Annotated in this window: 18 protein-coding genes; 10 read left to right on the top strand and 8 right to left on the bottom strand. The window is 59.3% G+C overall.

Going from position 1 to position 20,995, the window contains the following annotated elements:
- The 6 genes from OCV64_RS14625 to ylxM all read right to left on the bottom strand — a co-directional run.
- Positions 1 to 1,054, bottom strand: a 1,054-nt coding sequence (locus tag OCV64_RS14625; RefSeq protein WP_262670417.1) for an AI-2E family transporter, incomplete at its 3' end; no start/stop codon positions are given.
- Entirely contained in the window at positions 1,054 to 1,551 is a 498-nt protein-coding gene (rimM, locus tag OCV64_RS14620; protein WP_262670416.1) for a ribosome maturation factor RimM, read from the bottom strand. The genes rimM and OCV64_RS14625, both read right to left, overlap by 1 nt.
- 101 nt (positions 1,552 to 1,652) lie before the next feature.
- The gene (locus OCV64_RS14615) at positions 1,653 to 1,883 is read right to left on the bottom strand and encodes a KH domain-containing protein (RefSeq protein WP_186853238.1); all 231 of its coding nucleotides are present in this window, start codon (positions 1,881 to 1,883) and stop codon (positions 1,653 to 1,655) included.
- 20 nt (positions 1,884 to 1,903) lie between these two features.
- Positions 1,904 to 2,143 (bottom strand): 30S ribosomal protein S16, encoded by a 240-nt coding sequence (rpsP, locus tag OCV64_RS14610; RefSeq protein ID WP_147571998.1) that lies wholly within the window; start codon positions 2,141 to 2,143, stop codon positions 1,904 to 1,906.
- A gap of 147 nt (positions 2,144 to 2,290) precedes the next feature.
- On the bottom strand, positions 2,291 to 3,664 hold the full coding sequence (gene ffh, locus OCV64_RS14605) for a signal recognition particle protein (protein ID WP_262670415.1): 1,374 nt from the start codon (positions 3,662 to 3,664) through the stop codon (positions 2,291 to 2,293).
- Positions 3,665 to 3,667: 3 nt separating this feature from the next.
- The gene (gene ylxM, locus OCV64_RS14600) at positions 3,668 to 4,033 is read right to left on the bottom strand and encodes a YlxM family DNA-binding protein (protein ID WP_147571996.1); all 366 of its coding nucleotides are present in this window, start codon (positions 4,031 to 4,033) and stop codon (positions 3,668 to 3,670) included.
- A 225-nt stretch (positions 4,034 to 4,258) separates the two neighbouring features.
- Between ylxM and OCV64_RS14595 the strand changes: the two genes are divergently transcribed.
- The 7 genes from OCV64_RS14595 to OCV64_RS14565 all read left to right on the top strand — a co-directional run bounded on the left by OCV64_RS14595 (position 4,259) and on the right by OCV64_RS14565 (position 18,358).
- Positions 4,259 to 11,431, top strand: coding sequence for a GH36-type glycosyl hydrolase domain-containing protein (locus OCV64_RS14595; RefSeq protein WP_262670414.1), 7,173 nt, complete (start codon positions 4,259 to 4,261; stop codon positions 11,429 to 11,431).
- A 187-nt stretch (positions 11,432 to 11,618) separates the two neighbouring features.
- Complete coding sequence (gene yfmF, locus OCV64_RS14590) at positions 11,619 to 12,902, top strand: EF-P 5-aminopentanol modification-associated protein YfmF (protein ID WP_262670413.1); 1,284 nt, start codon at positions 11,619 to 11,621, stop codon at positions 12,900 to 12,902.
- 3 nt (positions 12,903 to 12,905) lie between these two features.
- The gene (gene yfmH, locus OCV64_RS14585) at positions 12,906 to 14,189 is read left to right on the top strand and encodes an EF-P 5-aminopentanol modification-associated protein YfmH (protein WP_186853242.1); all 1,284 of its coding nucleotides are present in this window, start codon (positions 12,906 to 12,908) and stop codon (positions 14,187 to 14,189) included.
- Entirely contained in the window at positions 14,186 to 15,223 is a 1,038-nt protein-coding gene (gene lgt, locus OCV64_RS14580; RefSeq protein ID WP_186853243.1) for a prolipoprotein diacylglyceryl transferase, read from the top strand. The genes yfmH and lgt overlap by 4 nt, the downstream gene beginning before the upstream one ends.
- Before the next feature lie 3 nt (positions 15,224 to 15,226).
- A complete protein-coding gene (gene folD / locus OCV64_RS14575; RefSeq protein WP_240287501.1) occupies positions 15,227 to 16,069 on the top strand; it encodes a bifunctional methylenetetrahydrofolate dehydrogenase/methenyltetrahydrofolate cyclohydrolase FolD in 843 nt (280 codons plus the stop codon).
- Between the two features lie 500 nt (positions 16,070 to 16,569).
- Entirely contained in the window at positions 16,570 to 17,415 is an 846-nt protein-coding gene (locus OCV64_RS14570) for a transketolase (RefSeq protein ID WP_147571990.1), read from the top strand.
- Position 17,416: 1 nt separating this feature from the next.
- Positions 17,417 to 18,358 carry a transketolase family protein gene (locus OCV64_RS14565; protein ID WP_147571989.1) on the top strand — a complete coding sequence of 314 codons (942 nt, stop codon included), beginning with the start codon at positions 17,417 to 17,419 and terminating at the stop codon, positions 18,356 to 18,358.
- Between the two features lie 217 nt (positions 18,359 to 18,575).
- Here the strand turns inward: OCV64_RS14565 and OCV64_RS14560 are convergent, their stop codons facing one another.
- Together OCV64_RS14560 and OCV64_RS14555 are read right to left on the bottom strand one after the other, a co-directional pair.
- Positions 18,576 to 18,788, bottom strand: coding sequence for a helix-turn-helix transcriptional regulator (locus OCV64_RS14560; RefSeq protein ID WP_147571988.1), 213 nt, complete (start codon positions 18,786 to 18,788; stop codon positions 18,576 to 18,578).
- Positions 18,785 to 19,138 carry a DUF3796 domain-containing protein gene (locus OCV64_RS14555; protein ID WP_147571987.1) on the bottom strand — a complete coding sequence of 118 codons (354 nt, stop codon included), beginning with the start codon at positions 19,136 to 19,138 and terminating at the stop codon, positions 18,785 to 18,787. The genes OCV64_RS14560 and OCV64_RS14555 overlap by 4 nt, the downstream gene beginning before the upstream one ends.
- Positions 19,139 to 19,352: 214 nt before the next feature.
- On the opposite strand from OCV64_RS14555, the gene OCV64_RS14550 reads away from it, so the two are divergent.
- From OCV64_RS14550 to spoIIIAC, 3 genes are read left to right on the top strand one after another with little or no spacing between them, the layout of a single operon-like run.
- Positions 19,353 to 20,264 (top strand): stage III sporulation protein AB, encoded by a 912-nt coding sequence (locus OCV64_RS14550; protein ID WP_147571986.1) that lies wholly within the window; start codon positions 19,353 to 19,355, stop codon positions 20,262 to 20,264.
- Positions 20,265 to 20,774: a stage III sporulation protein AB gene (locus tag OCV64_RS14545; RefSeq protein WP_262670412.1), complete on the top strand. Its 510-nt coding sequence runs from the start codon at positions 20,265 to 20,267 to the stop codon at positions 20,772 to 20,774.
- A gap of 25 nt (positions 20,775 to 20,799) precedes the next feature.
- Positions 20,800 to 20,994 (top strand): stage III sporulation protein AC, encoded by a 195-nt coding sequence (spoIIIAC, locus tag OCV64_RS14540; protein WP_147571984.1) that lies wholly within the window; start codon positions 20,800 to 20,802, stop codon positions 20,992 to 20,994.
- Position 20,995 lies beyond the last annotated feature (1 nt).

The following is a 20,995-nucleotide window of genomic DNA, read 5'->3' as shown; positions in this document are numbered from 1 at the left end:
AGGGGACAGCCAGCAGCATCCCGCCAATGCCGAGGACGCCGCCGCCAATGGTGACAGCAGCCAGCACCCAGATACCGGGCAGGCCAATGGAGGAGCCCACTACCTTAGGGTAGATTAAATTGCCCTCAAGCTGCTGCAGGATCGCGATAAAAATCAGGAAGAACAGCGATTGGAAGGGTGATACAGTAAAGATCATAAAGGCTCCCACACCGGCGCCGATGTAAGCGCCGGCCACAGGGATCAGGGCAGTAAAGCCGATGAGAGCTCCCACCATGGAGGCGTAAGGGAACCGCAACAGCATCATGCCGCCCATACACAGCAGGCCCAGGATGACGGCTTCTGTACACTGGCCCACCACGAAGCGGCGGAAACAGGAGTGGAGAGTTTCAAGAAAGTAAACCAGATGGCTGTACCAGGCCGGCTTCAGATAGGTCTTCATAACTAGGGAGATCTGGCGGCCCAGCTTCTCCTTGCCCAAGAGTAGATAGATGGAGAAAATGATGCTCACGACGGCGGTAAAGGCGGTGGAAACCGTGGCGGAAACCAGGGACAGTACCGAGCCCATGACACCACCTACTCCCTTGACCAGCCACTGAGTAATGGAGGTGATGACCTCCTTCCAGTTAATGGAGCCATCTGCCAGCGCGGTGCTGGAGATGGAGAAGAACTGGGACAGGTCCAGATTTTCACTCAGCTTCTCCAGCATAGGCACTACCTCCTGGATGAGAACCAGGGTACACTCTAACAGCTCAGGAAGAATCATGCGGATGAGGAGGAAAACGATGGCGATCAGACTGGCAAAAGCCAAAAGCAGGCAGACCGGCCGGCGGCTTTTGATGACAAAGGGACTTTTGGTATCGGGGAAGTACCAGCCCTCATACAGGCTCATGAGGATATTGACTGCGTAAGCGATAACGGCGCCCAGAACCAGGGGGAAGGCGGCCCCCAGCCCCAAGAGGAGCAGGGAGGACAGGGCTCCCCAGTAGTGGATAGCCAGATAAAGGAGAAACAGGACCACACCCAGCCGGGCAGCCCCCATCCATTCCCGTTTCATTACAGACCCTCCATCATATGGATCTTCAGGTAGCCGCCCTCCACATTGGTCTCCTCGATGAACTGGGGGACGGCGGGGATCATCAGCTCCCGCTCCCCGCCCCGGATGACATAGACATTGTTGGCGGGCAAAGTGAGAATGTCTTCTACCTTGCCAAGGACTTGTCCAGACTGGGCGTCACGGGCTTCTAGCCCATAGATATCGGCCAGGAAAAAGGCGCCCTGGGGGAGACGGGCATCCTTACGGTCGATATACAAGATGGCGTTGCGCATGGCCAGGGCAGAGGGAACGTCACAGATCCCCTGAAACTTGATGATAACCATGTTTTTATGGACGCGAGCCCGCTCTACCTGGATAGGCCAATGGGACTGATCTACATAGAGGGTTTTGAACTTGCACAAAAATTCCGGGGAGTCTGCCCAGGGCTGGACCCGGACCTCTCCCATGACGCCGTGGACATTGGTGATCTTGCCCACTTCCAAATATTGTGCCGGCATGGCATATCCTCCGTTGCAGAAAATTTTATATCATAGGCGGCGGAAAGCCGCCAGGAAAATGGAAAGAAAACAAAAGCGCAGGAAAAGCCTGCGCCTTTGTTTTAGTCGACGATCTCTACGGAAACACGTTTTCCAGACCGTTGAGCAAGCGAGCGGACCAGGACACGGATCTCCTTGGCGATGCGGCCCTGGCGGCCAATCACCTTACCCATATCCTCGGGAGCCACCCGCAGCTCCAGGACGGTTTCGCCGTCGCCCTCGGCCTCGGTGACGGACACCTGCTCCGGGTGCTCCACCAGGTTTTGGGCGACATAGGTCAGAAGCTCTTTCATTGTGTGCAAAACCTCCAGCCTTACAGAGCACCGGCTTTTTTCAGCAGATCACGGACGGTCTCAGTGGGCTGAGCGCCGGTCTTGATCCAGGCCTGAGCGCGCTCCACATCCACATTCAGCTCGGCGGGGTTGGCGACAGGGTTGTAAATGCCGATCTCCTCGATGAAACGGCCGTCCCGAGGATAGCGGGAGTCAGCCACCACGATACGATAGAAGGGAGCCTTCTTGGCGCCCATGCGGCGCAGTCTGATCTTAACCATTTATATTCACCTCCAAATGAATTGATAGATTTATATGGAAAGCGCGCGCGGCGCTTTGCCAACCTCATCAGCGCGGAGTCCGCTCTGCTTCAGATACACTTTGGGCATCTGGCGCTCCGCTCCCTGGGGCCTATACTGGCGGCTGTCTCAGAAAGGGAATCCCCGTCCCATTCCAGGCATCATCCCGCCCTTTTTTCCCATCATCTTACGCAGGCTTCTGGGCATCTTGCCGCCGGAAAACTGCTTTGTCATGGCCTGAAGCATCTCAAACTGCTTGAGTAGTCGATTTACATCCACCACCTGAGTGCCAGATCCGGCGGCGATGCGTTTTTTTCGACTGGAATTGAGAATACTGGGATTTTCCCGCTCATAGGGGGTCATGGAAGTGATGATGGCCTCCATTCGCTGGAGAGCCTTCCCATCCAGCGCGGCCCCTTCCAAATCAGAGGCCTTGACGCCGGGAAGCATACCGGCGATATCAGACAGGGAGCCCATGCCCTTTAGCTGGACCATCTGATCATAGAAGTCGGACAGGGTAAACTTGTTTTTCCGTAACTTCTCCTGAAGCTCCAGAGCCTTCTTCTGATCGAAGTTTTGCTCCGCCTTCTCAATAAGGGAGAGAACGTCGCCCATGCCGAGGATGCGGCTGGCCATCCGGTCGGGGTGAAAGACCTCGATTTGGTCCAGCTTTTCCCCCATGCCCACAAACTTGATGGGTTTTCCAGTTACTGCCCGGATGGAGAGGGCAGCGCCGCCCCGGGCGTCGCCGTCCAGCTTGGTGAGCACTACACCGTCGATATCCAAGGCGTCATCAAAGGCTTTGGCGGCGTTGACCGCATCCTGGCCGATCATGGCGTCCACTACCAACAGGATCTCAGTGGGAGAAACAGCGGCCTTGATCCTGCGTAGTTCATCCATCAGTGCTTCATCCACATGGAGCCGTCCGGCAGTGTCCAGGAACACCATGTCATTGCCATGTTTGATTGCGTGCTCCACCGCGGCCTTGGCGATATGCACTGGATCTGTCTGCCCCATCTGAAAGACGGGGATGCCTAACTGCTCGCCCACTACCTCCAGCTGCTTGATGGCGGCGGGGCGGTAGATATCGCAGGCGGCCAGCAGGGGCCGCTTGCCGTTCTGCCTCTTCATCAAACCGGCCAGCTTGGCGCCGTTGGTGGTCTTACCGGCGCCCTGAAGGCCAACCATCATGACCACCGTAGGGGGCTTGGAGGCGATGGTCAGCTTGGCGCTGGCCCCGCCCATCAGCTCGGTAAGCTCCTGGTTGACGATCTTAATGATCTGCTGGGCCGGGGACAGGGCCTCCAGCACGTCGGCCCCAACAGCCTTCTCCGTGACCTGGGCCACGAACTGCTTGACCACCTTATAGCTGACATCGGCCTCCAGAAGGGCCAGGCGGATTTCACGCATGGCCTCCTTCACATCGGCTTCGGACAGGCGGCCCTTGCCCCTCAGCTTTTTAAAGGCGGCGGACAGCTTTTCAGAAAGTCCTTCAAATGCCATGGATTACTCCTTTAACAGCTGGTCAGCGGTATCCCGCACCCGGAGGGCCAGCAGCTCCATGTCGGCCTGGTCCCGCTGTGCAGCCAATTCCACCAACTGCTGGGCGTCCTGGCGGAGCTGCTCCAACTGGCTGTGCATGGTGTGGAACCGCTTGATCAGGCCGGTCTTGTCCTCCAACTCGGTGAGGATGGCCTCGGCCCGGACGATAACATCCCGGACTCCCTGGCGGGTGATGCCATAGTTCTCGGCAATCTCGCCCAGGGACAGGTCCTCGTTGTAATAGAGGTCATAAAATTCCTTCTGGCGGTCAGTGAGCACATCGCCATAAAAATCATAGAGCATGGCCATGCGATAAGCCTGACTTTTCATAGGTCCTGACCTCCTCAAACAAAAAATGTAAAGGCAATTAACTTTACAAACGGAATCATACCATATTTTTCTCCTGTTGTCAAGTCAAATTCCTTGCGGGCAGAGGGCTCTGCTTTGGTATATTCACCCAGAAGGAGGGGGAAACTGGAGAAATAGCGGAGCGAAGAACCGGAAGTGGTCCGGCCGCGCGCCGCGGTGACTTACACTGACAGGAGGTACATCGCCATGTCCCATACCCCCAATGTCCCCATGGACGACGCCCATCTGACCAAATACGCCGTCAACGCCGCCCGGGAGCTGAAGCCGCGGGGGAAGGTGCCAATCCGACGGCTGGTCCGAAGGCTGAAAAGGGATCTGTCCATCCTGAACCGGGTTCAGGAGGAGCTGAGTGAATGGAGCCAGAGGAAAGCGGTCCTGCCGCCCAGTGTGGAGTGGCTGCTGGACAACCACTACCTGGCGGTGCGGGAGGGGGAGGAGGCCCTTCGGGCACTGAAGAAGGCCGGTCCGCTTCGTGGGGACGGACAGGGAGGGGCCCTGCTCCAACGCTGTGTCAGGGGAGGAGTGTGGGCGGTCCCTCACCTGGAGCGGGAGCGTTTGACCTGGTATTTGAAAGCCTTTCAGACTGTTCAGCCGCTGACGGAACGGGAACTATCCCTGTTGGTCCCGGTCCTGGCGATAGAATTGATCCAGGAGCTGGCCCAGGAGGCCGGACAGTTGGAGGAGCTCCGGCAGGGGCGGACTGACCCTGGACGGCTGGAGCATCTCTTTTCTGCCCTGCGTGCGCTGGAGGGGGAGAATTGGGGCCCTCTGCTGGAGGAGATCAGCCGAGTGGAAGAGATTTTGACCCAGGACCCCTCAGGCCACTATCCCCACATGGACGACGACACCAGGCGGCGCTACCGCCAGCAGGTGTGCCGCCTGGCCAAAAAATTCCGCCTGGAGGAGAGCCAGACCGCCCGTAAGGCCCTGGAACTGGCCAAACGGGGGACTGGGGCTGCCAGACATATCGGCTGGTACCTGTACCGGCAGCCTCTGGGCCGGGAGAAGCGCCTTCCCTCCGGGCTGGGCTATGGGGGGGCGGTGGTTGGGCTGTCTCTGGCTTTGGCGGCGGGCCTGTGGGTGGCCGCTGGGAGCCTGTGGCTGTCCCTGCTCCTACTGCTTCCCCTGTCCGATATCGTGAAGAACGTCCTGGACTTTGGCCTGGTTCGGATAGTGCCTCCCCGGCCCGTCCCCAGGATGGAGTTGGAGGGAGGTATCCCAAGGGAGAATCGCACCCTTTGCGTGGTCGTGTCCCTGCTCACCGGGGAGGACAGCGGCCCCAAGCTGGCCGCCCTGCTGGAGCGATACCGGCTGGCAAACCGGGACAGCGGTCCAGAGCTGCGCTTCGGCATTCTGGCCGACCTGCCTGACGGCGCTGCCCCCATGGGAGAGGAGGGAGCTGCCTGGGTGACCAGCGCCCATAGAGCTATCCAAGCTCTCAACGAGAAATACGGCGGCGGTTTCTATCTCTTTTTCCGCCGGCCGGCCTTCAGTGCCCAGGACGAGAAGTATATGGGCTGGGAGAGAAAAAGGGGGGCCCTCACCGAACTGGTCCGTCTGCTGAAAAGGAAGTCGACCGGCCTGCGGACAGAGGTGGGGGAGGAGGACTGGCTGCGTGAGGTGACATATGTCATTACACTGGACGGCGACACCAGCCTGAACGTAGGCACCGCCCGTGAGATGGTGGGGGCTATGGCCCATCCCCTGAATCAGCCGGTGGTGGACGGACAGCGGCGGGTCGTCACTTCTGGACACGCCCTCTTCCAGCCGCGGGTGGCCGTGGAACTGGAGGCGGCCAACCGGTCCTTTTTCTCCCGTGTCTATGGTGGCCTGGGGGGCGTGGACCCCTATGGCTCCACAGCCAGCGACGTGTACCACGATCTCTTTGACCAGGGCACCTATACCGGAAAGGGAATTTTCCAGGTGGAGGCCTTCTTCACCTGCCTCGATGGCCGTTTTCCGGAGAACGCCATCCTGTCCCACGACCTGCTGGAGGGCAGCTACCTCCGGGCGGGCCTGCTGGGGGAAGTGGAGCTGACCGACGGCTGCCCCTATAAAGTGTACGGCTATTTTGCCCGGCTCCACCGATGGATCCGGGGGGACTGGCAGCTGCTGCCCTGGCTGAAAAACCAGGTTCCTGATGGCCAGGGTGGGACCGAGGACAATCCGCTGTCCCTTCTGGCCCGGTGGAAAATCTTTGACAATCTTCGCCGCTCTCTGTCTCCGGTGGGCACCCTGGCAGCCCTGGTGCTTGGCATCTGCTTTTCGGGCCGGGCTTTCGCCTGGGCGGGGGGCGTGGCGGTGTTGGCCGCCGCCTCCAACCTGCTGCTCTCCGGAGCGGAGCTGGCTGCCAGGCGGCGGAACGGTAAACACCGCCGCTACCATTCCACGGTCATCGCCGGGCTGGCGGGAGTCATCCTGCAGACCGCCCTCCAGCTGGTCCTTCTGCCATATCAGGCATATACCGCCGCCACCGCCGCCGCAACGGCCCTGTGGCGGATGGGCGTCACCAAGAGGGGCCTGCTGGCCTGGGTCACTGCCGCTCAGGCGGAAAAGGGGAGAGACGGCCTATGGTTCTACGGGAAAAAATGCTGGTTTTCCGTGGTCATAGGGGGTGCCGTGCTTCTTCTGGCCCAACTGCGCATCGGACGGCTGGTGGGCCTGGTGTGGCTGATGGCTCCAGCTCTGGCCTGGGCCATCAGCAGGCCCGGCAAAAAGGGCAAGGAGCTGCCCCCCACGGACCGGAGCTTTCTCCTCCACCAGGGGGCCCTCATCTGGGGATATTTTGACGCCTTCCTCCGGCAGGAGGACCACTTTCTCCCTCCGGACAACTGGCAGGAGCAGCCCAGCCAGGGACTGGCCCGACGGACCTCCCCCACCAACATCGGAATGGCTCTGCTGTCTGTCATGGCGGCGGCGGACCTGAAGCTGATCCCGCGGGAGCGGGGGATCGACCTCATTTCCCACATTCTGGATACGATAGAGGAGCTTGAGAAGTGGCGGGGACATCTGTACAACTGGTACGACACCGCCTCCCTCCGGCCCCTCCAGCCCCGGTATGTGTCCACAGTGGACAGCGGCAATCTCCGGGGCTGCCTCATCGCTTTGCGGGAGGGGCTGTACCAGTGGGGGGAGGATGTACTGGCCCGCCGGGCGGAGCGCCTGTCCGACGCTATGGACTGCGCTCCCCTCTATGACCGGGAGAGGAGGCTGTTCTCCATTGGATACGAGGCGGAGCGGGACCGGTTGACGCCGGGGTGGTATGACCTGATGGCCAGCGAGGCCCGTCAGACCAGCTTCATCTCCGTAGCCCGTGGAGAGGTCTCGCCCCGGCACTGGCGAAGGCTGGGCAGGATGATGCTGGGGGACAACGATTACAGCGGTATGGCCTCCTGGACGGGGACCATGTTCGAATACTTCATGCCCAACCTGCTGCTGCCCTGCGAGCCAAATTCCTTTATGTACGAATCCCTGTCCTTCTGCGTCTATGCCCAGAAGCGGCGGGGGAACAAGACACATACTCCCTGGGGCATCTCGGAATCCGCCTTCTACGCCTTTGACCCCGGCATGAATTACCAGTACAAGGCCCACGGGGTCCAGGCCCTAGGGCTGAAGCGGGGGCTGGACTCCGAGCTGGTAGTCTCACCCTACTCCTCCTTCCTGGCCCTCCTGCTGGCTCCCCGAAGCGCCCTGCGCAACCTGCGGAGACTCCGGGATATGGGACTGGAGGGGCCCTATGGTCTATATGAGGCGGTGGACTATACCCCTGCCCGGATGACGGAGGGACAGGACCATGAGGTGGTCCGTTCCTATATGTCTCACCACTTGGGGATGAGCCTGATTGCCATTGACAACGCCCTCAACGACAATGTGATGCAGCGGCGGTTTATGAAGGACTGCGACATGGCCGCCTATCGGGAGCTGCTCCAGGAGCGGGTCCCTGTGGGGGCGCCTATCATGCGCCAGACGGAGCGGGACATCCCGGAAAAACTCAGGCCCGTCCAGGGCCCCGCTTTGGTGCGGGCAGGGCGGGAGTTTGGGCGTCTGGCGCCGGAGTGCCATCTGGTGTCTAATGGTAGCTGGTCGGTCCTGGCCTGTGACAACGGCCTTACCGCCTCCCGGATGGGGGACTGCCAGATCACCCTGGCCAAGCTCGGACAATACTATGCCCCGGCCGGAATATCCTTATTTTTCCAGGGGAGAGAGGGGATCTTCGGCCTGACCCCGGCCCCTCTGTACCAGAAGGGAGAATATAGCTGGGAGTTTCACAGCGCCGGAGCCGCCTGGACTTTTACCTGGGAAGGATTGGCCACCCGGACCACCCTGGCCGTCCCCCGGCGAGAAAACGGGGAGCTGCGTAGAGTAGAGCTATCCTGGACCGGGGAGGGGCGGCTGGAGGGCGAGCTGCTCGCCTATCTGGAGCCGGTACTGTGCCCACTGGCCGATTTCCAGTCCCACCCCGCCTTCTCCCGCCTGTTTCTGGAGGGAGAGCTGGATGACCACGGCGTTCTCTTTCAGCGCCGTCCCAGGGGGGAGGAAAAGGTCCTGTCCCTGGCTGTCCTCTGGGAGGGGGAGGGGATCACAGCCTGCCTGGACCGGGCCTCTGCCCTTGGCAGGGGGGGTCTCAGGGCTCTGGGTGGCCGGAGGGCCGGTCCCCTGGAGCGGGGGGTGGGCACAGATCCCTGCCTGATGGTCCGCTTCCCGGTATTACTGGAGCCAGGGGAGCGGGCGGTGTTCGCCCTGGCACTGGGAGCTGGAGATACCCCGGCCGCGGCCTCCACGGGAGCAAGGAACATCCTGAGAGGACAGGCGGGGGAGGCAGCCTCTCTGGCTCCTTTGGCGAGAAAGCTATCCCTGACAGAGCGGCAGGGGATAGAGGCGTTCCAACTGCTGTCCCGGCTGTCCGCGGCAGAGGAGCCGGGGGAACGGCCGCCAAAGAGCGCCCTGTGGCCCTATGGAATTTCGGGGGACTTTCCCTTGGCGGTGGGTCCAGTGACCGAGGGGGAGGGGCGAGAACAGGCTGTCCTCTGGTGCCGGTGGCACCAGCTCCTGACCCGTTCTGGATATCCCTTTGACCTGGTCCTGCTGGTGGAAGAGGGGGGCGACTATCGCCGCCCCCTGCGTACTGCTCTAACCGAGGAACTGAAGACGCTGGGGGCCGAATCGGCTCTGGGGGCGAAGGGGGGAATCCACCTGGCGGACAGCGGAGCGGCCCCTGCCGCTCTGGCTTGGGCCAGGGTGATCCTCCCTATGGGACCGGGAGAGCAGAGAGAGGAAAAACTCTCCCCCGCCACCCCGGTCCGCCTCTCCCTGGCCCAGCCGGAATGGAGGGCGGGGGAGGAGGGGACCGTTCTCATCCGGACAGGGAAGGCGCTCCCTCCAGTGGGCTGGAGCCAGGTGTTATGTAATTCTCAATTCGGATGGCTCACCGATGAGACAGGAAACGGGCTGCTCTGGACAGGGGGAAATTCCAGGGAAGGAAAACTGACTCCATGGAGCAATGACCCTCTGGCAATCGGTGGACCGGAAAAAATTATGGTAAGCTTAGAGGAGAAGGAGTGGTCTGTCTTTGCTGATGGCGACGGCTGTCCCTGTACGGTCACCTACGGACCGGGCTTTGCACGGTGGGAAAAGCAGATGGGGACAGGACGGCTGGTAACAGAGGCGTTTGTACCTCTCATTGGGACAAAGCGGATCCTGACCTTCACCCTGGCAGGAACAAGCGGGACACTCTCCTACCGCATGGGAGAGGGGGAGCCCATGGCCCGCCCTCTTGCCCAGGGACTGCCTTTGACTCTGGTCACAGAGCCGGGACACAGAGGGCTGGAATCCCGGTTTTCCACTAAGCGGTATTTGGATTTGAGGGGCGAGACCCTGACATGGTGGAGGGAGCGGGTGTCCTCCCTTACCTTGTCCACCCCGGACCGGGCGCTGGACCACTACCTCAACGGCTGGTGCCTGTACCAGGTGACTGCCTGCCGACTGATGGCGCGGACCTCCCAGTACCAGAACGGCGGCGCCTTCGGCTTCCGGGACCAGCTTCAGGATGTGGCTGCGCTCCTGTATACCTGGCCTCAGCGCGCCAGAGAACAGCTGCTGTTGGCCGCCTCCCGTCAGTTTGAGGAGGGGGATGTCCAGCACTGGTGGCACCCGCCGGCAGGGGCCGGTGTACGGACCCGCATCTCGGACGACTTGCTGTGGCTGCCCTGGGTGCTGTGCCGCTACTGCTCTGTCACCGGGGATTGGGAGGTACTGAAGGAGCAGGTCCCCTATCTGACATCCAGGCCCCTGGAGCCCAAAGAGATGGAGCGGTATGAGATCCCTCAAGTCAGCTCCAAGACAGATACCCTTTACCACCACGCCCTATCTGCTATCCAGTGCGTCCTGGACCGGGGAACCGGGTCCCATGGACTGGCACGGATGGGCGGCGGGGATTGGAACGACGGCATGAACCGGGTTGGGGCCGCCGGAAGGGGTGAGTCGGTGTGGCTTACCTGGTTCCTGACTATGGTGCTTCAGGATTTTGCCCCCCTCTGCCAGCGAAGCGGGGAGGAGGAGCTGGCCCAGGAGCTGCTGGCCCAGGGAGAGAAGTACCTGGCGGCGGCCCAGGCGGCCTGGGACGGGAACTGGTACCGCCGGGGCTACTATGACGATGGGACTCCCCTGGGCAGCCGGGAGAGCGATCAGTGTCAGATCGACTCCATCGCCCAGTCCTTCTCCGTACTGCCCCAGGGAGCGGACCGGGAGAGGGCGGACCGGGCGGTGTCCGCCGCGCTGACCCGGCTCTTTGACCGGGAGCGACAGGTGGTCCGTCTCTTTGATCCTCCTTTCGACGGAAAAGGACGAAAGGACCCCGGCTATATCAAAGGCTACCCGGCCGGTGTGCGGGAAAATGGCGGGCAGTATACCCACGGCGCGGTCTGGCTGGCCATGGCCTGCTTCCGTCTGGGAAGGGCAGGGGAAGGCTGGGAGGTGCTGCGGGCGCTGCTGCCTGCCTGCCACGCGACGGAGGGATACCGGGCGGAGCCCTATGTTTTGGCTGCCGACGTATCCTACGCGACCGGCCGAGAAGGACAGGGAGGCTGGAGCTGGTATACCGGGGCGGCGGGCTGGTTCTGGCAGGTGGCGGTCCAGGAGCTGCTTGGACTAAAGGTCAAGGAGGGACGTCTGCGGGTACAGCCCAGACTGCCATCCGACTGGCCGGGCTATCAGGCGGAGTGGCGGCTGGAGCGTGGTACGCTGCTGATCCGGGTTGAGCGGGGAGAGGCTGATGTGGCCCTGCTGGACGGACAGCCTGTGGACGAGGTGGCGCTGAAGGAACTGGAGGGAGAGCATCACCTGAGGGTGGTCATCCCCTGAGCTTGGAACAGCGGTTCCAGGGCGGGGCCCTCTGGAGGGAGCGTGGGAAAAACAGGCTCGATTAGCCATGGAGAGAGCTCCGAACCTGTTCACAGCTCTTTACTTTCCCTGCCAAATCGTGGTATGATATCCAAGCTGAGAAAAAAGGGTTCGTCCCTTTTTACTATCCGGAGAAAGGAACTGTTTTATGTCTGAAACGACTCGCCGGGAGCTCTTTCCCGGTGTGTGGCTGCGTACGGTCCACACCGACAAATTCAAAAGCTCCTATCTTTCTATCACTCTACTGGCTCCCCTGGACCGGGACACGGCGGCGGCTAACGCCCTGATCCCCTATGTCCTCCGCCGTGGCACGGCCGCCCACCCGGACATGGAGACCCTGTCCGCGGCTCTGGACGAGCTGTACGGAGGCGCCATTGAGCCGCTGGTCCGCAAAAAAGGAGAGACCCAGTGTGTGGGCTTTGTGGCCAGCTTTCTGGACGACGCCTACGCCCTGGAAGGAGAAAAGATTTTGGAGTCTGCAGCCGCCCTTCTGGGGGAGATGCTGCTCTCTCCCTACACCCAGGACGGCTGCTTCTGCTCCGAGTATACGGACCAGGAGAAGAACAACCTGACCGACCGGATCCGGAGCCAGATCAATGACAAGCGGACCTATGCCACTTACCGCCTTACTCAGCTTATGTGCGGAGAGGAGGCCTTTGGGGTGGACAAGCTGGGGGATGAGGAGAGCGTAGCGGCCGTCACCCCCGACTCCCTTTGGCGGCGCTATCAGGAGCTGCTGAAGGGGGCGGCCATTGAGGTCTACTACTGCGGCTCCGCCCAGCCCGAGCGGGCGGAGGGGGCCCTGCGTACCGCTCTGGCTGCCCTTCCGATAAGCGGAGAGCGCCTGGACCCGGATTGCGAGGTACGCATCACGGCCGGACCCCAGCCCCAGGTGGTGGAGGAGGCCATGGACGTGAGCCAGGGCAAGCTGGCCCTGGGCTTCCGCACCGGAGGCGTTACCTGCTGGGAGGAGGACTACCCGGCCCTGACCATGTTCAATGCCGTCTTTGGCGGGACTACTCTGTCCAAGCTCTTTATGAACGTCCGGGAGAAGCTGTCCCTGTGCTACTACGCCAGCTCTATGCTGGAGAAGATGAAGGGGCTGGTCCTGGTATCCTCTGGTATCGAGTTTGACAAATACCAGACGGCCAAGGACGAGATCCTGTCCCAACTGGAGGCCATCCGCCGGGGTGAGATCCAGGACTGGGAGCTGGAGGGAGCCAGGCGCACCCTGATCGGCGGCCACTTGGCCACGTTGGACGACCAGGGCCGGCAGGAGGAGTTCTGGCTGGGCCAGGCCGCCGCCGGCCTGGATACCACCATCCCGGAGCTGACCGCCCAGTTTGAGGAGGTCACACGGGAGCAGGTGTCCGCCGTGGCCCGGAAGCTGGAGCTGGACACTGTATATTTCCTGAAGGGCAAGGAGGGTTGAGCCATGGAAAAGCTGGAATTTTCCCGGGTAGGGGAGCGGATGTACCACGAAAAGCTGGCCAACGGACTCAATGTGTTCGTATTCCCAAAGCCGGAATTTCAGAAGGGGTATGCCTTCTTTGCCACCAACTACGGCGGCATGGACATGAAATTCTGTCTGGACGGCCAGTGGCATCAGAGCCCGGCCGGTGTGGCCCACTTCCTTGAGCACAAGATGTTCGATACCAAGGAGGGCAACGCCCTCCAGGACCTGGCGGCCAACGGGGCCTCCCCCAACGCCTTTACCAGCTCCGCCATCACGGGCTACTACTTCGAGTCCACGGAGAAATTTGAGGAGAACCTGCGCATCCTCCTCTCCTTTGTTTCTGTCCCCTGGTTTACTCAGGAGAGCGTAGACAAGGAACAAGGCATCATCGGACAGGAGATCGGCATGATCGAGGACGACCCGGACTGGAAGGTCTTTATGAACCTGATGGCCGCCCTGTACCAGCACCACCCCATCCGGGTGAGCGTGGCGGGCAGTGTGGAGTCCATCTCCCACATCACCGCCGACACCCTGTACGCCTGCCACAAGGCCTTCTACGATCCGGCCAACATGGTGCTGTGCGTGGCGGGCCCTGTGGAGGCGGAGCATATCTGCCAGGTGGCCCGGGAGATCCTGCCCAGGCAGGCGGGCTCAATCGCCGCCAAGGACTATGGGGAGAAGGAGGCCGACCGTGTGGCCAAGTCCCTGGTGGAGGAGCGGATGGAGGTGTCCACCCCCATCTTCCAGCTGGGCTACAAGGGCGACGCCCCCCAGAGGGGCGAGAGTGGTCTGCGTCAGGAGCTGGTGGCCGAGCTGGCCCTGGAGGGCCTATTGGGCAACTCCACTCCGCTGTATTCCAAGCTGTACCGGGAGGGGCTCATCAATCAGAATTTCTCCTACGGGTATGAGTCTTATCCTGGCTGTTCCTTCCTGTGCGCCGGGGGGGAGTCCAAGGACCCGGAGGCGGTCCGAATGGCGGTGGCTGAGGAGGCCGGTCGCATCGGCCGGGAGGGCATTGACGGCAAGCTTTGGGAGCGGTTGAAGAAGGGCGTCTACGGCAACAAGGTCCGGGGCCTCAATTCCTTCGAAAACCTGTGTGTGGGTCAGGCTCGATCCTTCTTCGCCGGGGTGAACTTCCTCCAATTTGCGGACTTGTTCAGCTCCATCACCAAGGAGGAGGCGGAGGACCTGATCGGCCGCTGGGTCACGGAGGAGCGCGCGGCCCTGTCTGTGGTCCGTCCCAGAGAGGGGGGGCAGGCTTGATTAATACGGTGACCTTTCCAGGTCTGGGACTGGAATTTACCCTGAACAGAGTGGCGCTTACGGTACTGGGCCGGCCGATCTACTGGTACGGCATCATCATTGTGTCCGGCCTGATCCTGGCAGTCATCCTGTGCTCCCGGTGGGGAAAGCGATTCGGGATTAACGAGGACCAGATCCTGGATATGATGATCTTCGCTGTCCCGGCTGCCCTGGTAGCCATTCGGGCCTACTATGTGATATTCAACCTGAGTATCTTCCAAAATGCGGACGGCTCTCTGAACTGGGGAAAGATACTCAATTATGGCGATGGCGGGCTGGCCATCTATGGGGCCATCATTTCCTCGGTTATCGTACTGCTAATCTTCTGCCATGTGCGGAAGATCAGCTTCCTGGCTTTTGCCGATTTGGGGGTGCACGGCTTGTTTATCGGCCAGCTGGTAGGCCGCTGGGGCAACTTCATGAACGTGGAGGCATTTGGCGGCGTCACCACCCTGCCCTGGCGGATGTGCGGTCCATCCATTGCCGAGGATATGCTGCGGTGGGGCTATGTGGACCAGGCCGGCTACGAGGCCATCCTCAGCGGAACGCTGGGGGTACATCCTACCTTTTTTTATGAATCTGCCTGGAACTTTGTGGGGCTGATTTTGGTCTATCTGGTAGGCAGAAAGCGGAAGTTCGACGGACAGTGCTTCCTGTTCTATGTGTTCTGGTACGGGCTTGGCCGGGCCTGGATCGAGGGCCTGCGTACCGACAGCCTCTATTTCTTCGGCCTGGAGCTGTTTGGGGTGCCGATCCGTACCTCACAGGCGCTGGCGGCTATCTCGGCTGTGGTGGCGGGAGCGGTCCTGCTGTTCCTGCTGCTGAAAAGGGGCCACAGCCCGGAAAAGCTGTATGTAAACCGTCTGGCGGCTCAACGGGTGGCCGGAGCAGCGGAACAGGAATGTCAGGGCCCAGACACCACCGAAGATGGAGACGAGGACAGCGAAGATACCACCCAGAAAGAGAAAAATGAGGAAGGCAGAGGAGAGGATTAACCGATGGCAGCGATCGTAATGGACGGAAAGGCTCTGGCCGCCAAGGTAAAGGAGCGGGTCCGCCGTCAGGTGGAACAGCTTGACATAAAGCCTGGGCTGGCTGTGGTGTTGGTTGGGGACGACCCCGCCTCCCGGGTCTATGTGAACGGAAAGAAAAAAGACTGCGGAGAGTGCGGAATTTACAGTGAGGAGTACGCCCTGCCGGGGGAGACCACCCAGAAAGAGCTGTTGGAGCTGGTGGCCGCCCTGAATGACAGAGAGGATATTGACGGGATACTGGTGCAGCTGCCTCTGCCCAGCCACCTGAATGAGAAGGAGGTGCTGCTGGCTGTCCGGCCGGATAAGGACGTGGACTGCTTTCACCCCTTCAATGTGGGACAGCTGATGATCGGGGAGGAGGGCTTCAAGCCCTGCACCCCAGCTGGTGTTATGGAACTTCTGCAGGAGTATGGGATCGACCCGGCAGGGAAGCACTGTGTCATTGTGGGCCGGTCCAATATCGTAGGGAAGCCCCAGGCCATGCTGATGGTCCAAAAGAATGCCACTGTCACCATCTGTCACACCCGGACCAGGAATCTAAAAGAGATGTGCCTCCAGGCAGATATTTTGGTAGCTGCCGCCGGACGGGTCGGCCTGATCTCCGCGGATATGGTGAAGGAGGGGGCCGTTGTCATCGACGTGGCCATGAACCGCAATGAACAGGGGAAGCTGTGCGGCGATGTGGACTATGGCTCAATAGTTGACAAGGCGTCTTACATTACACCTGTTCCGGGCGGGGTAGGCCCGATGACCAGGGCTATGCTGATGGAAAATACCCTGTATGCGGCCAGACAGCATGGAAAATAAATAGATAGGTCAATCAATATAGTAAAGAGAGGATTGGGCGCAAATCTATACAAATTTGCGCCCAATCCTTTCGCCTGATTTCTTCTGTTGAGCTCCTCTGAATGATAAAGCGGGTGTTTCAGGCATTTCTCACTGCGTCAAGGGATTGAAGAAGACACATCTTTTGGTGCCAACAGAATGACCATTGGAAAAGGAATAGTCAGCTAGAGGCTAAGACAGTCTTGCATTTTTGCCTGAAAACAAATATAATAAAACATACTTCCTGGTGCTTTTGGGGAGTCCGTGGGCGCAGGACATACTTATGAGCATCCATGAAAGAAAATTGGGAACAAATACACAAGATAGCAGATCATCGATGAGATTTTTAATGCGCGGTGAGAACCGGAATTTCGCTTCATACGGCAGTTGGATTGGATGAAATATCCGATTCGATTGGCGATTCATTGAGCAACTAAAAAGAAACATGGAAACAACACTGACAGGAGAAAGAAGGAGTAACTATGACAGCCCAGGAAAAAAAGCAGTTAGAGATGATGGCCTGTAAAGTGCGCATGGGCGTGATTGAGGGGACACACAGCGCGAAGGCGGGTCACCCCGGCGGCAGCTTGTCCGCCGCGGACCTGTTCACATTTCTCTATTTTAAAGAGTTGAGGGTAGACCCAAATAGGCCAGGCTGGGAGGATCGGGACCGATTTGTGCTCTCAAAAGGACATACGGCGCCGGGGCTGTACGCGGCTTTGGCGAACAGAGGCTTTTTCCCAGTGGAGGATCTTTTGACGCTCCGGCACATTGGCAGCTATCTTCAAGGCCATCCAAATATGAATGAAACTCCAGGTGTAGATATGTCTACTGGCTCTCTGGGGCAGGGAATATCCGCGGCCGCGGGGATGGCTCTGGCAGCGAAATATCAGGGCAAAAGCTGCCGGGTATACGCTCTGCTGGGCGACGGAGAGATCCAAGAAGGGGAAGTCTGGGAGGCTATGATGTTCGCTCATCACTATAAGCTGGACAACCTCTGTGTCATTATCGATAACAACGGATTGCAGATTGACGGAAATGTCGCGGATGTGATGAACCCCTATCCGATTGTTGATAAACTGCGCGCCTTTGGCATAGAGACCATGGAAATAGATGGACACGACTTTGAGCAGATTGAAGCGGCTTTTTATATGGCCAGAGTGACCAAAGGCAGACCTTTTGCCATTGTGATGAAAACGGTCAAAGGGAAAGGTGTCAGTTATATGGAGAATCAGGTCGGCTGGCACGGAAAAGCCCCGAATGATGAGGAATATGAGATTGCCATGAGGGAATTGTCAGCCCATCTGGCAGAAGTGGAGGCGATGTAAAATGGCGGATATCAAAAAAATCGCGACCCGCGACAGTTATGGACGTGCTTTGAAAGAATTAGCTGCTCAACATAAGGACCTGATTGTGTTTGACGCCGATTTGGCAGGGGCGACCAAAACAAATGTCTTTCAAAAAGAATATCCTGACCGTCATTTCGATTGTGGGATCGCAGAGGGAAATATGATGGCGGCCGCGGCAGGGGCTGCGGCTATGGGACTGGTGCCCTTTGCCTCCACCTTTGCCATGTTCGCCGCTGGAAGGGCTTTTGAGCAGATCCGTAACTCAATCGGCTATCCCCATTTAAATGTGAAGATCGGCGCTACCCATGGGGGAATTTCGGTAGGAGAGGACGGGGCGTCACATCAGTGCTGTGAGGATTTCGCGCTGATGCGCTCCATCCCTGGAATGGTTGTCCTCTGCCCTTCTGACGATGTGGAGGCAAGGGCCGCTGTTAAGGCTGCTTATGAGCATCAAGGGCCGGTTTACCTGCGCTTTGGCAGACTGGCTGTGCCTGTATTCCATGATGAGGATACGTTTACATTCCAGATTGGCAAGGGCGAGATGATTCAGGACGGAACTGATGTAGCGATCCTCTCGACCGGTTTGATGGTCAATGAAGCGGCTGAGGCGGGAAGAATCTTGAAAGAATCAGGGATCAGTGCCCGTGTGATCAATCTCTGTACTATCAAACCACTGGATGAAGAAATCGTCCTGGCCGCAGCCAGGGACTGCGGCAAAATAATCACCTGTGAAGAACACAGTGTGATTGGCGGATTGGGTGAGGCCGTATGCGCGCTGCTCAGTGAAAAGCATCCTACTCCAGTAAAGCGCATAGGTGTAAATGACGAATTTGGACACTCTGGCCCCGCCGCTGCTCTGCTGAAGGAGGCTGGCCTGTCCGCAGAGCATATTGTCGAGGTGGCGAAGGAATTTTGTAACTGACGCACGGCTGTCCGTGCGGCGAAAGAAGTATTTAGAATCTTTATAAAGAACTTTATACGAAAAATACCTCTGTCCAGATTTCAGTGTGGGACAGAGGTATTTTTGTTAGAGAACTTCTCTTCCTTTACACTGCTATGGGACTATGCCGGAAAGGAAGCATCCTGATACCCTCACTGTTTCATAGAAAAAGGAGAGAGAATTTTTTTCAGCATCAGTCCTAGGATGCTGATTCGTCAAAGAAGAAAAAAATATCTTCCACGGTAGTATCAAATACCTTGGCGATGTCCATGGCCAACTTTAGGGAGGGGTTATACCTGCCGTTTTCCAGATTGCCTATGGTCTCCCGGCGTACCCCCACCTTCCGGGCCAGATCTTCCTGACTAAGTCTGTCACGGGCCCGCAATTCCCGGATGCGTGTTTTCAGGCTCATTCCAATCCTCCCGCCTCTCTCCACTCCAACCAGCTGTGGTACAGACAGAAGAAGATGACACCGGCGGCCCAACTGATCCCGAGGGCCTGGGGCATGGGATTTGCCTGGGGAGCCAGGAAATGGAATAGAAACAGGCAGGGCCAGATCAGCGCGAACTGAAGCAGGAAGGCGCCAGTGGCCGCTTTACGGACAGAGAGTAAGAACAACTCGTCAGGGTTGACCCACAGGTATCGAAGAAAAACCAAAAAACCGAGAAAACAGAGATAGTCGCGCTCTCCGGTGGGGAAATAGAGCAGGCTGGCTAGCGCGGGAAGGGCGGCCAATGAGAGATAGTTGAATGGATGTTTCATATACTCCTCCTGTACATCAGTGATGTATTGTTATGTGATATATTTTTATCATATGTGCGAAATATATCATATAAAAATAAAAATGTCAAGGAGAAAAATTCAGTTTCCCACTGGTATGCAGCTTGAGAGTCCCTAGGATGAGAGAGGAAAATATTTTACTGGTCATATCCCAGGGCCTGTCCTCATAGGATAAGGCAAAGGTCGGTGGAAAAGAATGGAACAAATGATACGAGAACAGGCATATCGGCAGGTCGTGGGCGTTCTGCCGCCCAGACTGCGGCAGGAGGCATTCTCCCTCCCGCTCCAAGATCAATGCCGAGCGGAGGAACTGCGGCTCCGGGTGGGACAGCCCATGTCGGCGGTATTTCCAGAGGGAGAGAGGCCGCTAGGCGGGGAACCGGTGCGAGCGGGTGAGCTGGAGCAGCTGGTGGAGATTGCCAGCAGGGCCTCGGTTCATGCCGTACTGGACCAACTCAGACGAGGATACTTGACGGTGGAAGGGGGGCATCGGATCGGCCTGTGTGGCACCGCTGTTCTGCGGGAGGGAGAAATTCACAGCTTGCGGCAGCTTTCCTCGGCGGCCATCCGTGTGGCGCGACAGGTGAGGAATGCCTCTGACCCGGTCTTGGGCAGGCTGTGCCCAGGCGGGAAGCTAGTCAGTACGCTGATTCTGGCTCCGCCGGGGGCCGGAAAGACTACGCTCCTCCGGGACTTAGTCCGCCGGGTGTCGGACGGAGATGGTTGCCAACCGCGGCGCGTATCCTTGATGGACGAGCGTGGGGAAGTGGCAGCCCTTTACAGCGGCTGTCCTCAGCTGGATGTAGGCTCCAGAACTGATGTAATGGAGGGGTGTCCAAAGGCGCGGGGGCTTATGCTTCTGATGCGGGCGATGAATCCCCAGGTGCTGGCTGTAGATGAGATTACGGCGCCGGAGGATGTAGCCGCCCTGAGAACCGCGGCTGGCTGCGGAGTTACGTTGCTGGCCACGGCCCATGGGAACAGCCGGGAAGACCTGGAGCGGCGCCCCCTGTACCGGGCGTTGATGGAAGCAGGTATCTTTCAAAAGCTGCTCCTCATCCGACGGGAGGGCGCTGGAAGGAGCTATCAAATAGAGGAGTTGGGATGAATGATAAGACTTTTAGGTGCCACCCTGCTGGCCGCCGGATGTGCTTGGATTGGGTTTCGCGCCTCCTGGGAGATGCGGGCCAGAGGAAGGGCCATGGGAGAAGTGGCGGAGGGACTGGAACTGCTGGAACGGGAGCTGGAGCTGGGGGGAGCCCCCCTGCCCCATCTGGTGGATGACCTGTCAGGCCGGACAAGGGGACAGGCCAGACTGCTTTTTCAGGATCTCCGGCAGGCGCTGGAGCATCTGGATCGGGAGGGGCTGTCCAGGTCCTGGCCCACTCTGATAGACCGCCGGAGGGAGCTGGGAGAGAGTGGGCGGGCCTGCCTCTATCCCCTGGGCGAGCTGCTTGGGCGCTATGACAGCCAGGCCCAGATACAGGGTATCTCCGCTGCCCGCCGCCATTTGGAGGAAGAACGGGAGAAGGATGCGGAAGAGAGCCGGCGGCAGGGCAGGGTGTGTCAGGCCCTTGGGCTGACGGGTGGAGCATTTTTGGTCATCCTGCTGATCTGATCTTGACACGAAAGAGGGGTTCGCATTGGACGTAGATCTAATTTTTAAGATCGCCGCGATTGGGATCGTGGTGGCGGTACTCAACCAGGTTCTGAGCCGGGCTGGCCGGGACGAACAGGCTATGATGACCACCTTAGCCGCCCTGGTGGTGGTCCTGATGATGGTGGTCCAGGAGATCGCCAGCCTGTTCGACATGGTAAAGACCCTGTTCCGCCTCTGAT

The sequence above is a fragment of the Muriventricola aceti genome (assembly GCF_025567565.1).
GTDB lineage: Bacteria > Bacillota > Clostridia > Oscillospirales > Oscillospiraceae > Lawsonibacter > Lawsonibacter aceti.
Note: the sequence above shows the minus strand (reverse complement) of the source record. Positions and strands in the feature narration are given on the sequence as shown.

What these genes read in the sequence shown, in the direction of transcription:
- rimM (WP_262670416.1), bottom strand. Translation starts at nt 1,551, where the DNA reads ATGCCGGCACAATATTTGGAAGTGGGCAAGATCACCAATGTCCACGGC.
- OCV64_RS14615 (WP_186853238.1), bottom strand. Translation starts at nt 1,883, where the DNA reads ATGAAAGAGCTTCTGACCTATGTCGCCCAAAACCTGGTGGAGCACCCG.
- rpsP (WP_147571998.1), bottom strand. Translation starts at nt 2,143, where the DNA reads ATGGTTAAGATCAGACTGCGCCGCATGGGCGCCAAGAAGGCTCCCTTC.
- ffh (WP_262670415.1), bottom strand. Translation starts at nt 3,664, where the DNA reads ATGGCATTTGAAGGACTTTCTGAAAAGCTGTCCGCCGCCTTTAAAAAG.
- ylxM (WP_147571996.1), bottom strand. Translation starts at nt 4,033, where the DNA reads ATGAAAAGTCAGGCTTATCGCATGGCCATGCTCTATGATTTTTATGGC.
- OCV64_RS14595 (WP_262670414.1), top strand. Translation starts at nt 4,259, where the DNA reads ATGTCCCATACCCCCAATGTCCCCATGGACGACGCCCATCTGACCAAA.
- yfmF (WP_262670413.1), top strand. Translation starts at nt 11,619, where the DNA reads ATGTCTGAAACGACTCGCCGGGAGCTCTTTCCCGGTGTGTGGCTGCGT.
- yfmH (WP_186853242.1), top strand. Translation starts at nt 12,906, where the DNA reads ATGGAAAAGCTGGAATTTTCCCGGGTAGGGGAGCGGATGTACCACGAA.
- folD (WP_240287501.1), top strand. Translation starts at nt 15,227, where the DNA reads ATGGCAGCGATCGTAATGGACGGAAAGGCTCTGGCCGCCAAGGTAAAG.
- OCV64_RS14570 (WP_147571990.1), top strand. Translation starts at nt 16,570, where the DNA reads ATGACAGCCCAGGAAAAAAAGCAGTTAGAGATGATGGCCTGTAAAGTG.
- OCV64_RS14565 (WP_147571989.1), top strand. Translation starts at nt 17,417, where the DNA reads ATGGCGGATATCAAAAAAATCGCGACCCGCGACAGTTATGGACGTGCT.
- OCV64_RS14560 (WP_147571988.1), bottom strand. Translation starts at nt 18,788, where the DNA reads ATGAGCCTGAAAACACGCATCCGGGAATTGCGGGCCCGTGACAGACTT.
- OCV64_RS14555 (WP_147571987.1), bottom strand. Translation starts at nt 19,138, where the DNA reads ATGAAACATCCATTCAACTATCTCTCATTGGCCGCCCTTCCCGCGCTA.
- OCV64_RS14550 (WP_147571986.1), top strand. Translation starts at nt 19,353, where the DNA reads ATGGAACAAATGATACGAGAACAGGCATATCGGCAGGTCGTGGGCGTT.
- OCV64_RS14545 (WP_262670412.1), top strand. Translation starts at nt 20,265, where the DNA reads ATGATAAGACTTTTAGGTGCCACCCTGCTGGCCGCCGGATGTGCTTGG.